This is a genomic window from Sphingopyxis sp. FD7, assembly GCF_003609835.1.
GTDB lineage: Bacteria > Pseudomonadota > Alphaproteobacteria > Sphingomonadales > Sphingomonadaceae > Sphingopyxis.
Genome location: NZ_AP017898.1, coordinates 647,958 through 660,230 on the forward strand (window position 1 = coordinate 647,958; position 12,273 = coordinate 660,230).

Below are 12,273 nucleotides of genomic sequence, written 5' to 3' on the forward strand. Positions count from 1 at the left end.
GCCCGCATCGATAAGTCGGGCAGCGACGGCCTTTATCCACATATATAAAGAGCTGAGACGAAAGCTGGCACAGCCGGGCCATGTAGGACAGCGTTTTTTTCTGGGGGGTGGATGTCCACTTTGCGGTGGTGAGCGGACATTGATGGTCCTCCCCCGCAGGGGGAAGGGGGATCACCCGCAGGGTGGTGGAGGGGTACGGGAGGTCATACGCAGCGCTCGACACCGCGTACCCCTCCACCACCTTCGGTGGTCCCCCTCCCCGTTTCGGGGAGGAGCGCCGCGTCCACAACCGGGCGTCAGCCGCCATCCCGTTTCGGCTTCGTTTGACAAGCCCCCCGATCGAATCGCCACCCCATTTTAACGCTTCGCTGCTAATCTCTCGCCGATGACGGTCCATCCTGCCTTTCCGGTCAGCAGCATCGACGCCGCGCCGCTGATGGTGCGCGTGGTCGATCCGCTGGCGCTGTCGGAGGAGCTGGCGGCGGCGTGGGACGGGCTGGCGGGCGAGGCGAGCGAGCCCAACCCCTTCGCCGAGCGCTGGTGCCTGCAATCGGCGCTGCACCTGCTCGATCCCGAGCGGAAGGCGCGGCTGGTGATGGTGCAGGGTGGCGCCGATGGGCCGCTGATCGGCATCATTCCGCTCGCACCGGCGGTGCGATACGGCCGATTGCCGCTGCACCATGCAACGGAATGGATGCACCCCAATCATTTTCACGGCGCGCCGCTGGTGCGCGCCGGTTTCGAAGCCCTGTTCTGGTCGATCCTGCTCGGCTGGTGCGATGCAGCCCCCTGGGCGCGCACGCTGCTCCACGTGCCGCGCTTGACCGAGCATGGGCCGCTCCACCGCGCACTGATCGACGTCGCGCGGCAGCGCGGCGGCGAGGCTGTGGCCGTCCACCGCGAGGAGCGCGCGCTGCTCGAAAGCGACCTGTCGCCCGCCGCTTATTGGGAGGCCGCGGTGCGCGCGAAGAAGCGCAAGGAACTCAGGCGGCAGGCGAACCGGCTGGCCGAACAGGGCCCGGTTGCATTTCGCCGCTGGCGGGCGGGCGATCCGGCGGGGCCGTGGATCGACGCCTTTCTCGCGCTGGAGGCGCGCGGCTGGAAGGGGCGCGCGGGGTCGGCGCTGGCGAGCCAGGGCGATACCGAAGCCTGGTTTCGCGCCATCGTGCCTGCCGCGGCGGCGGCGGGGCGGCTCGACATGCGCGCGCTCGATCTGGATGGGCGGCCGCTCGCGATGCTCGTCAACTTCCTGTGTCCGCCCGGCGGCTTTTCCTTCAAGACGGCGTTCGATGAGGATCATGCGCGCTTTTCGCCCGGCGTGCTGCTGCAACAGGCGAACCTCGACCTGCTCGGCGACCCGCGCATTATGTGGGTCGACAGCTGCGCCGCGCCCGGTCATCCGATGATCGACAGCGTCTGGCGCGAACGCCGCGCGCTCGTCTGGATCAATGTTCCGCTATCGGGTGCAGCCGACCGCTGGCGCTTTACATGGCTGACGCGCGCCGAGCGGGCGTGGCGGCGCTGGAAGGGTGCGCCTGCGCAATCCGATGAGGTAGAAAGCCCGACATGAGTGTGCATCAGACGATCGACCGCCCCGTCTTTCCCACCGAAACGCTGGCGCGCATGGCCGAGCTTTACCCGGCTGAGGCAGGGCTGCTCCACCATCATCTGCCCGACCATCCCTTGCTGTCGATCGAGGCGCTGGCGCGGCTGGGCGAAAGCTTGCCGGCAAGCGCGGTCGAATATAATCCCGGCGACCTGCCCGTCGGCATCCGGCCCGAGGATATTCCGGCGAACGGCCTGTCGATCGGTCATGACGTGACCCCCTGATTTTCCTCCAACAGTGATTAGAGTCCGGTCTTGAAGGAAGGACGGACAGATGAAGCGTTTGAGGTTTTCGGAAGAGCAGATCATCGGGGTGTTGAAGGAAGCGGAGGCGGGCGCGAAGACCGGCGAGCTGGCGCGGCGACACGGGGTGTCGGAAGCAACGATCTACAACTGGAAGGCCAAGTATGGCGGCCTTGAGGTGTCGGAGGCGAAGCGGCTACGCTCGCTCGAGGACGAGAACGCGAAGCTGAAGCGGTTGCTTGCGGACTCGATGCTGGACAATGCGGCGCTGAAGGATCTTCTCACAAAAAAATGGTGACGCCCGCCGTTCAGCGGGAAGCGGTCGCCCATCTCCAGGCTTGCCATGGGATGAGCGAGCGGCGGGCGTGCCGTGTCACAGGCGCCGATCGGAAGAGCATGCGCTACCGGTCGCAGCGTGGCGACGATGCCGAGGTTCGGGAGAAGCTGCGCGAGTTGGCGCAGCAGCGTCGCCGGTTCGGTTATCGGCGCCTGCATATCCTGCTGCGCCGGGAGGGCGTGATGATCAACAGGAAGAAGACCCAGCGCCTGTATCGAGAGGAGGGGCTGATGGTCCGACGAAGACGCAACCGGCGCCGGGCGATCGGTGCGCGGGCGCCCGCACCGGTGCTCGCGCTGCCGAACCAGCGGTGGAGCCTCGACTTTGTGCATGATCAGATGGCGTCAGGTCGGCGGTTCCGGGTGCTCAACATCGTGGACGATGTCACGCGGGAGTGCCTGCGCGCGGTGCCCGACACGTCGATCTCCGGGCGCCGGGTCGTGCGCGAGCTCAGCGATCTGATCGAGGAGCGCGGCAGACCGGGGATGATCGTCAGCGACAATGGGACCGAGCTGACATCGAACGCGGTGCTCGCATGGTGCGGTGAGGTCGGGGTCGAGTGGCATTATATCGCGCCGGGCAAGCCGATGCAGAACGGCTATGTCGAGAGCTTCAATGGCCGGATGCGCGATGAGCTTCTGAACGAGACGCTGTTCCTCGACCTCGATCATGCCCGCACAGTGATCGCGGCCTGGGCCGAAGATTACAACCAGGCGCGGCCACACTCGGCCCTTGGATATGAGACACCGGCGGCGTTCGCCGCCGAACTGCATAAGCAATGGCCTGTGCAGCTACGCCCTTCGGGCTCCGCTGCACAGGCCATTGCTTACACTGCGCTCATGCGCAACAAAGCTGCTGGGCTCTAATCCCCGCTGGTGGAAACCAGGGGGTCACGTCAGTCAGACGATCCGCACGATCGACACCAACGGCAGCTGGGCGGTGCTCAAGAATATCGAGACGATCCCCGAATATCGCGTGCTTCTGATGGACCTGCTGGGCGAACTGAAGCCCGTTGTCGAGCCGCGCACGGGGGCGATGCTGACGCCGCAGGGTTTCATCTTCATTTCGTCGCCGCGGTCGATCACGCCGTTCCACTTCGACCCCGAACATAATATCCTGCTCCAGCTTCGCGGCACGAAGGTGATGAACGTCTGGCCCGCGGGCGACGAACGCTTTGCGCACCGTATCGAACATGAACGCTATCATATCGGCGGCCACCGCAACCTGCCGTGGGACGAGGCGTTTCGCGGCGGCGAGCAGCAGGTGCCGCTCGGCCCCGGCGACGCCGTCCTCATGCCCGTGATGGCGCCGCATTTTGTTGCCAATGGCGATGCGCCGTCGATCTCGCTGTCGATCACCTGGCGCAGCGAATGGAGCTATCGCGAGGCCGAGGCGCACGCCGCCAACGCGCTGCTGCGCCGCATCGGCCTCGACCCCGCGATGCCGCCGCGTTGGCCGAGCTATGCCTGGGCGAAAACGGTGGGCTGGCGGATCGCAAGGAAGCTTCGGCTGGTTTCGTGATATTTTGGTTCACGCGGAGACGCGGAGAGATTGTGCCGGCCGCGAAGCGGCTTTTCTCTTCAATGTTGCGATACGGCGCACCGCAGATGGAGAAAGGGGCCTGTCGGCCCGGACCAATTCCTCCGCGCCTCCGCGTCTCCGCGTGAACCAAAAAGCCGCGTCCGTGGTCTTTCAAGCCACGCGAACGGCGCGCATGACAGATTGCTTTCAATTGGCGCCGATTGCGGTTATGGGCGCGCATCCCGATATTTCGAGCCCATAGAGGATAGATGGCGAAAGAAGAACTTCTGGAAATGCGCGGCCAGGTGGTCGAACTGCTGCCCAACGCGATGTTTCGCGTCAAACTGGAAAACGACCACGAGATTCTGGGCCACACGGCGGGCAAGATGCGCAAGAACCGCATCCGTGTGCTCGTCGGCGACGAAGTGCTCGTCGAACTCACCCCCTATGACCTGACCAAGGGTCGGATCACCTATCGCTTCAAGTGAGCGGGGCGGCGACCATGCCCGCCCTCGTGCTTGCCTCGACCTCGCCGCGGCGGCGCGAATTGCTCGCGCGGATCGGCATCGTGCCCGCGCGTATTGCGGCCCCCGAAGCCGACGAGACGCCGCTGAAGGGCGAACGGCCGCAGGACTATGTCGTCCGGCTTGCGCGCGCCAAGGCGCTGGCGGTGGAGCGGGCGCCGGATGAGGTCGTGCTTGCGGGCGACACCACCGTTGCGGTCGGGCGCCGTATCCTGGAAAAACCGGCCGACGAGGCCGATTGGCGGCGGATGCTCGACCTGCTGTCGGGCCGTCGTCATCGCGTCTGGTCGGGGGTGTGCGTCGTCGGCACCGATGGCAGACCGCGCGTGCGCGCGGTCGATACGATCGTCGCCTTCAAGCCGCTGTCGACCGCCGAGATCGATGCCTATGTCGCATCGGGCGAAGGCATGGGCAAGGCGGGCGGCTATGCGATCCAGGGCCGCGCCGAGGCCTTTGTCCGCTTCCTGTCGGGCAGCCACTCCAACGTCGTCGGCCTGCCGCTGTTCGAGACGCGCAGCCTGCTCACCAGCGCGGGAATCCCGCTTGGCTGAGTGGCTTTACGAGGCGGGGATCGGCGAGGCGCGCGCGGCGCTGGTCGTCGATGGCGCGATCGTCGAGGCGCGCATCGAGCGCGAGGAGGAAGGGCCGCGCGTCGGTGCCGTCGTCGCCGCGAAGCTGGTTGAGGCGGGGCGCGGCGGCAAGGGCGCGCTGGTCGCGCTCGATTGGCCCGGCGAGCCACTGGCGACGCTCGGCGGCCTGCCGCCCGGCATCTCGACCGGCGCGCGCCTTGTCGTCGAAATCACCCGCATGGCGCTTTGCGAGCGCGGCCGCGACAAGCCTGCGCGCGCGCGGATGGCCGAGGCGGGCGCGCCGCTTGGCGACGGACCCGATCTCGCCGCGCGGATTGCCGCGAGCGGCGTACCGGTAGCGGTGCTGCATCCGACGGGCGCCGACCGGCTCGAAGAAGCCGGCTGGGGGGAGGTGATCGACAATGTGCGCACCGGTCACTGGCTCTTTCCGGGCGGCGCGCTGTGGGTCGACGCGACCCCGGCGATGGTGCTGATCGACGTCGATGGCGAGGGTGACGGGTTGGCGCTCGCCAAGGCGGGCGCCGCCGCGGCGGCGGCCGTCATCCGCTGCTGCGATATCGGCGGGTCGATCGGCATCGACTTTCCTTCGCTACCCGATCGCGCGGGGCGGCAGGCGGTCGACGCTGCGATCGACGCAGCGCTGCTGCCGCCCTTTGAGCGCACCGCGGTCAACGGTTTCGGCTTCATGCAGATCGTCCGGCGCCGCAAGCGCCCGTCGCTGATCGAACAGGTGCGGCTCGACCCCGTGCGGACCGACGCCGCGCTGCTGCTGCGGAAGGCGGAACGTGCGGTCGGGGCGGGCGTCTTGACGCTGACCGCGCGGCAAGCGGTGATCGACCATATTGCAGCGCGTCCGCACTGGACCGCGATGTTGCAGGAACGCAGGGGGCGTCCGGTCCGGCTGGTCGCCGATGCCGCTGCCCAGGGAGCAGGCCATGCCCAGTAAGAATCCGCGTTGCCCGCTGTGCGGCAAACCGCGCGATCCCGATTTCAAACCCTTTTGCAGCCGCGGTTGCCGCGATCGCGACCTGCTCAACTGGTTCGGCGAGGATTATCGCGTGCCGACGACGCAGGCGCCCGACGGCACCGCCGATGACGACCGTTTCGACGAAGGATAATTCGCCAACAAAGATGCTGGACAGGAGGCAAAGCCCTGCCTATAGCCGCCGCTCGCCAGCGCGGCCGACCGGCCGCAAGCGCTTCGCCTGGGTAGCTCAGTTGGTAGAGCATGCGACTGAAAATCGCAGTGTCGGCGGTTCGATCCCGTCCCCAGGCACCACCCTCCCTGTATCGAAAACATGTTCCGTCGGCGACCGACAGGTGACGCGATCCGTAACGTAAACTGTTGCTTTTCTGTCACTAATTGGAAGAAAAGCCGAGGGGCTGGACGCGCGCGCGTTGACGCGAAGCCGGGGTGCGCTAGACCGGGCGTCGACCGCCGGGCATCTCCCGACAAGCCTTTGGCTGCGCCGCGGCGGTTCTGGAGAGAGAGACCCGAACCATGACTTTGCGCAACATTCTGTTGGGCGCCACAATGCTGTGCGCCGCGACCTCCCCCGCCTTCGCTTTTGCTCAGGATACCGTCCCGGCGACGCCCGCCGCAACCGACGCCGACGCGGAGGCATATGACGACAGCGAATATGGCAACGACATCATCGTCACCGCCACCGGCCGCGCGCAACGTTCGCAGGATATTCCGATCGCGGTCAATGTGGTCGGCGGCGAGCAGCTTGAAAATGCCGGCATCAGCGATATTCGCGGGCTTCGCCAGATCGCGCCCAGCTTCCAGACGACGACCGGTCAGTCGACGGCCACCGGCGTCGTGCTGCGCATCCGCGGCATCGGCACCGCGGGCGACAACCCCGGCTTTGAACCGTCGGTGGGCGTCTTTGTCGACGGCGTTTTCCGCGCGCGCGCGGGCCTTGCCCTTGCCGACCTGCCGCCGATCGACCGCGTCGAGGTGCTGCGCGGGCCGCAGGGAACGCTGTTCGGCCGTAACACCTCGGCGGGCGCGCTCAATATCGTGACGCAGAAGCCGAGCTTCAATCTCGGCGGCTATGCCGAGGCGAGCTATGGCAATCTGGACGAGATCGAGCTGAAGGCCGGCGTCACCGGGCCGGTGTCGGAAACGCTCGCGGTGCGGCTCGACGGCGGTTATCACAAGCGCGACGGCTATATCAAAGACGTCAACAGCGACCGCCGTTTCAACGATCTCGACCGCTGGTCGGTGCGCGGACAGGCCTTGTTTGAAAAGGACGATGTCTCGTTCCGCCTGATCGCCGATTATGCCCGGACCGACGAGCAATGCTGCGGCGCGCTCAACACCAATTCGGGCTTTGCGCAGCCGGGTACGCCGGCCTTTGCCGCGAGCGCGGTCATCCAGGGGCTCGCCGCCGCCAACGGCCTGACGGGCATCGTGACGCCCTTCAATCCCAAGGATCGCGAAGTCGCCTATTCGCCCGCTCGCGACCTCACCGAAAAGATGCGCGAATGGGGCGTGTCGGGCCAGTTCGACTGGGATCTGGGCGGCGTCGAGCTGACCTCGATCACCGCATGGCGCGACTGGAAAGCGACGCGCGGCATGGACGTCGACTTCTCCGGCATCGACCGCGCCTATCGCGAGAATATGCCGATCGGGATGCGCGATTTCACGCAGGAAATCCGCCTGAAGGGCACGGCGTTCGACGATCATGTCGACTGGCTGATCGGCGGCTTCTATCTCAACGAAAAGCTGAATTATACCGAACGCACCCGCTTTGGCACGCAGGGCGCGCAATATGTCGATGCCTTCATCAATGCGCTGACCGATTCGGCGGTGCCCGGACCGACGGGCTTTCAGATTTTCCAGTCGATCCCCAACGCGCCGCTCGTCGGTCAGGTGCTGCTGGCGTCGAACCCGCAGCTCGCGGCGGCGGCGGCGCAGGCGGGCGTGCTCGACACCTTCCTGACCCCGCTTCCCGGACCGCAGGCGGGGCAGGGGCAGATCGGCGATCGTTATCGGGTCGACACCGAAGCCTTTGCGCTCTTCACGCACAATATCATCGACTTCAACGACAATGTCTCGCTGACCCTTGGTCTGCGCTACAATCATGAATCGAAGAAGCTGAACGCCGATCTTCAGTCGAACCTGCCGGGCTGCGCGACCTTGCAGAGCACGCGCTACGGCCTCTATCGCCAGGCGTTGCAGGGCCTGCCGTCGGGGCTGGGCAACGCGATCTTCAACCTCGTCTGCAACCCGGTGGTCAACCCCGAGTTCAACGGCGTCTATCGCGACAAGCGCAGCGAAAGCAAGCTGACGGGCACCGCGAAGCTGTCGGTCAAGCTCGACGAGCGCGTGATGGTCTATGGCGGCTATGATCGCGGTTATAAATCGGGCGGCTACAACCTCGACCGCGGGTCGTTCGACACCGCCTTCCTCGGCGGCAACGGCGCGCAGGCGTCGGACCTCGAGTTCGGGAACGAGGATGTCGATTCGTTCGAGTTCGGCGTGAAGACCGATTTCAGCACGGCGTTCCAGTTCAACGCCAACGCCTTTTACACCGAACTCAAGGGCTATCAGAATCTGGCGTTCGAGGGGAACAACTTCGTCGTCCAGAACTTCGACAAAGTGGTGGCGAAGGGCCTCGAGCTGGAATCGGTCATCCGCCCGGCGTCCAGGCTGAACATCGTGCTCGGCTATTCCTATGTCGATACCGAGGTGAAGGATCCGGTCGCCGGGCCGGACAACGGCCTGCCGCTCACCAACTCGCCCAAGCATGTCGTCACGGGCGCGGTCACCTGGACCCCGCAGATCAGCAGCAATGTCGGCGGCCTCGTGCATCTCGACTGGCGCATGAACAGCGACGCGAACACGATCAACGATCCGGTCGCGGTGCCGTTCACCACCAATGACGGCTATACGATCGTCAATGCGCGCGCGGGGCTGAACTTTGGGCCCGACCAGAATTATGCGGTCGAGTTCTACGTCGAGAATCTGTTCAACAAATACTATAACATCACGGCGTTCCCGATCCCCGAACAAAGCGCGAGCTTCGCCGTCTATCCGGCGCCGCCGCGCCTCTATGGGGTGAAGCTGCGCGCCAGGTTCTGATTGATGCGCTGATCCCCCGGATCAACGAAAGGGCCGGGCCATCCTGTGATGGCCCGGCCCTTTCTTGATGCAGGAAGCCAGAAAAAGCCCGGCCTCTCCAATGGGAGGCCGGGCCTTTCTATACTTGGCGCCAGGTCAGAACTTGAACCCGGCGGCAATGCCGTAGCGGCGCGGGTCGAGCGTGAACACGTTGGTGAACAGGCCCGACGACTGGTCGGTCACATAGAGGCCGGTGACCGGCTGGCTGTCGAAGATGTTCGACACGAACGCTTTGACAAACCATTTCTTGTCTGCGCCGTTCAGCTGGATCTGCGCGTTAACCTGCGCATAGCCGTTGATCTCGTTGACGCGGCCGTTGAAGATATTGCCATAGCTGTCGCCGGTATAGGTGACGTCGAGGCGCGGCGTCAGCGACATGTCGTTGGCGAAGTTGTGCGTATATTGGACGCCCGCGCTGAACTTCACATTCGGCGCCTGCGGCAGCTTGTTGCCGCGGATGTTGACCGGGACGCCGGCGTTTTCGATCGCGATGCCGCCAAACAGCGCGCCGACCGTTGCGGCATTGGCCTGAAGCACCGAACAGATACCAAAGGCGCCCGGCGAATTGATGCCGCTGTTCGGGCCGAAGCCCGCCGGACCCTGAAGGCCAAGGCTGGCGTTGATCGCGCTGACATAACCGGCCGTGCCCGCCGCATTGCCCGCCGTCGTCGGAACGACCGCGCAGTTCGACCCGTTGGTGATGTCCTTGATGATGACCGCATCCGACCGGCCGCCCGACGGATCGCGCGGATTGCCGAGGAACTTGTCGCTCGACACTTCGGTGTTGAGGTAGCTCGCGCCGATGTTGACGACAAAGTCGGGGGTCGGCGTGATGACCGCTTCGGCCTCGAGGCCCCAGATATTCGCATCGACATTGTCGTTGACCGAGGTGCGCGCGACGATGCGGGTGAGCTGCAGATCCTTATACTGATAATAGAAGCCCGTGACGTTGAGCTGCAACGCGCCAAAGCGGTTCTTCGACCCGATTTCGAACGCATTGACGATTTCGGGCGAAAAGGCTTCATCGACCGCGAACACCGGCTGGAGCGGCGGGTTGATGCCGCCCGACTTATAGCCGCGCGAATAGCTGGCATAGATGAGATTGTCGGGCGTGATCTTCCAGTCTAGCACCGCGCGGCCGGTGATCTCGTCGAAACCGACCTTGCGGACCTGGAAGAGCTGGTTGCCCGCAAGCCCCGGATCGGCATCGAACGAGCCGACGAACGGCGAATCGAAGGCATTGCCGGTCTGGCCGAAGGGAACCAGGAAGCTGGCGAGCGTCGAGCGCGCCTGCACCCGTTTCTTGTCATTATTGTAGCGCAGCCCGACGGTCAGCTTGATCGCGTCGTTGAACTCATAATAGCCTTCGCCGAAGAAGCCGTAGGATTTGACTTTCAGATCGTCCGTATTGTTGCGGAAAAAGGGCGTCGCGAGGAAGGACGGGGGAATCGTGCCCCCCGATCCCAGCGCCGTGAAGGTGCCGAGAATGCCCGTCAGATAGTCGATGCCGAACGAGTTCACATAATAGCTGTTTTCGGTGAGATGCGATTCGCCGTAAATCCCGCCGAGCAGGAAGTTGAACGGGCCGTCAAAGTCGGAACTGATAATCATTTCGCCCGACCAGGCGTTGCTCTTCTGGTTCGACCGGTCGAAATCCTGCGGCGTCATCGTGCAGGTCGAACGGCCGCCATAGGAACCAAGCCCCGATTCCTCGGCAAGCGACGTGCAAAGCACGCCGTTCGGTCCGTTGGGAATCAACGCCTGCGCGATCGGCGCAAAGAAGGATGCCGGCAAGCCCGGAACCAGCCCCGCCCCCGCGGCCGCGAGCGTGTTGAGCGCCGGCGCGAAGAAGCTGCGATCCTGGATCGACAGGTTGTAGTCCTGGCTGCTGTCGACGCGCGCTTCCTGATAGACGCCGGCGAGCGACACGTTGATCGCCCCGAAGCTATGTTCGAGCCGTCCCTGCACTTGCAGTTCGTCGGAAAAATAGGTCGGCGTATAGTCGGTGTTGACGACGCGCGGATCGGCGATTGGCTGGAAGGTCGACAGCGCGTCGGGGCCATAGAGGCTGCCCAGCGCGAACGCCGTCGGAATGCCCCGGATGGCAAGGAACTCGCGGCTGGTCAGAACGCCCACGAAGGTCGAATTGGCATTGGTCACACCCGGATCGCGGCGGTTGTTCAGGCAGCCCAGCACGCCGGTCGGGTCGCGCTGGCAATACTGCTTCTGGATGCGCAGGCGATTGTCGTCCTCGCGGAAATAATAACCCATCAGGTCGAGCGTCGTGTCGGGGGTTGGCTGCCAGCGGATCGACCCGCGGACGGCATACATGTCGCGGTCGTCGATACGGCTGTCGTCGAACAGGTTCTTGGTGAAGCCGTCGCGGTTGAGATAGAAGCCCGCAATGCGTACGCCGAGCGTCTCGCCCAGCGGCACATTGACCATGCCCTTGGCCTTGATGCTGTCATAATTGCCATATTCAAACTCGCCCGACGCGCCGAAGGCGCCGAGATCGGGCTTGGCGGTGACGACGTTGACCACGCCCGAGGTCGCGTTGCGACCGAACAGCGTGCCCTGCGGACCGCGCAGCACCTCGATACGTTCAAGGTCGAAAAATTCGGTTTCAAAAAGGCGCGTGCCGATCAGCGGCGATTCATTCTGGTGGATCGCGGTCGCGCTGTCGCAGCTGACGCCGACGCAAAGGTCGCCGATGCCGCGGATGGTAAAGCTCGATGAGGTGAAGTTTGTCTTGGTGAAAGTGACGTTCGGGAGCGTCAGTTGCAGATCGGATGGATTTTCAATCTGCTGCGCTTCCAGCGATTCGGCCGAAAAGGCGCTGACCGCGATCGGCACGTCCTGCAAGCGTTCCGACTGGCGCTGCGCGGTCACGACGATTTCGCCGCCGAACGCATCACGCGCCACTTCTTCTTCCGCGTCCTGCGCAAAGGCCGGTGTCGCCACCGTCATCGCAAGGATCGACGTTCCGATCAGTGCCTTGAACTTCATCTACAACCTCCCTTTTTCGTCCCCGCAAGACGCGGGACCGCCCAACTTCAGATTGTGGTAAGGGGAGGGGAAACGACAAGACGCGGCAATGGGCGGCCGACCATCGCGACCATATGCCCTGGTGATTCCCACCTGCCAGCTGTGCTGGTCATCATCCTCTCCCACCGGCGTCGGGGAAAACGCGCGGCCTCTCCGGAATACGACCCGCTGAAGCGAGTTCTGTATCGCTTAAGGGTGCGCCGAGTTGACGAAAGCGTCAAGTGGCTTGTTCGGCTCCGAAAAGGACGCGAAACCGCGCCTGTCGGGACTCGCAAAAAG

At 64.6% G+C, this 12,273-nt stretch carries 10 protein-coding genes and 1 tRNA gene; 10 read left to right on the forward strand and 1 reads right to left on the reverse strand.

Annotated features, from left to right (window positions below):
* Positions 1-385: 385 nt before the first annotated feature.
* The 10 genes from SPYCA_RS03030 (at position 386) to SPYCA_RS03075 (ending at position 8,910) form a co-directional block, all read left to right on the forward strand.
* Positions 386-1,570, forward strand: coding sequence for a GNAT family N-acetyltransferase (locus SPYCA_RS03030; protein ID WP_120218886.1), 1,185 nt, complete (start codon positions 386-388; stop codon positions 1,568-1,570).
* A complete protein-coding gene (locus tag SPYCA_RS03035) occupies positions 1,567-1,830 on the forward strand; it encodes a hypothetical protein (RefSeq protein ID WP_443029493.1) in 264 nt (87 codons plus the stop codon). The genes SPYCA_RS03030 and SPYCA_RS03035 overlap by 4 nt, the downstream gene beginning before the upstream one ends.
* Before the next feature lie 49 nt (positions 1,831-1,879).
* A protein-coding gene (locus tag SPYCA_RS03040; protein ID WP_120218809.1) for an IS3-like element ISSpma3 family transposase occupies positions 1,880-3,051 on the forward strand; the annotation gives its coding sequence in 2 pieces (ribosomal slippage) (positions 1,880-2,132 and positions 2,132-3,051; 1,173 coding nt in all).
* Between the two features lie 73 nt (positions 3,052-3,124).
* Complete coding sequence (locus SPYCA_RS03045; RefSeq protein WP_232003483.1) at positions 3,125-3,706, forward strand: cupin-like domain-containing protein; 582 nt, start codon at positions 3,125-3,127, stop codon at positions 3,704-3,706.
* Between the two features lie 269 nt (positions 3,707-3,975).
* Positions 3,976-4,194 carry a translation initiation factor IF-1 gene (gene infA / locus SPYCA_RS03050; RefSeq protein ID WP_010162480.1) on the forward strand — a complete coding sequence of 73 codons (219 nt, stop codon included), beginning with the start codon at positions 3,976-3,978 and terminating at the stop codon, positions 4,192-4,194.
* A 14-nt stretch (positions 4,195-4,208) separates the two neighbouring features.
* Entirely contained in the window at positions 4,209-4,781 is a 573-nt protein-coding gene (locus SPYCA_RS03055) for a Maf family protein (protein WP_120222119.1), read from the forward strand.
* Entirely contained in the window at positions 4,774-5,766 is a 993-nt protein-coding gene (locus SPYCA_RS03060) for a ribonuclease (protein ID WP_120218887.1), read from the forward strand. The genes SPYCA_RS03055 and SPYCA_RS03060 overlap by 8 nt, the downstream gene beginning before the upstream one ends.
* Positions 5,756-5,938 carry a DNA gyrase inhibitor YacG gene (locus SPYCA_RS03065; RefSeq protein WP_120218888.1) on the forward strand — a complete coding sequence of 61 codons (183 nt, stop codon included), beginning with the start codon at positions 5,756-5,758 and terminating at the stop codon, positions 5,936-5,938. The genes SPYCA_RS03060 and SPYCA_RS03065 overlap by 11 nt, the downstream gene beginning before the upstream one ends.
* An 85-nt stretch (positions 5,939-6,023) precedes the next feature.
* A tRNA-Phe gene (locus SPYCA_RS03070) sits at positions 6,024-6,099 on the forward strand.
* A 222-nt stretch (positions 6,100-6,321) separates the two neighbouring features.
* A complete protein-coding gene (locus tag SPYCA_RS03075; protein ID WP_120218889.1) occupies positions 6,322-8,910 on the forward strand; it encodes a TonB-dependent receptor in 2,589 nt (862 codons plus the stop codon).
* A gap of 135 nt (positions 8,911-9,045) precedes the next feature.
* Here SPYCA_RS03075 and SPYCA_RS03080 read toward each other — a convergent pair whose 3' ends face one another.
* Positions 9,046-11,955 (reverse strand): TonB-dependent receptor, encoded by a 2,910-nt coding sequence (locus tag SPYCA_RS03080; protein ID WP_120218890.1) that lies wholly within the window; start codon positions 11,953-11,955, stop codon positions 9,046-9,048.
* Between the last annotated feature and the right edge of the window lie 318 nt (positions 11,956-12,273).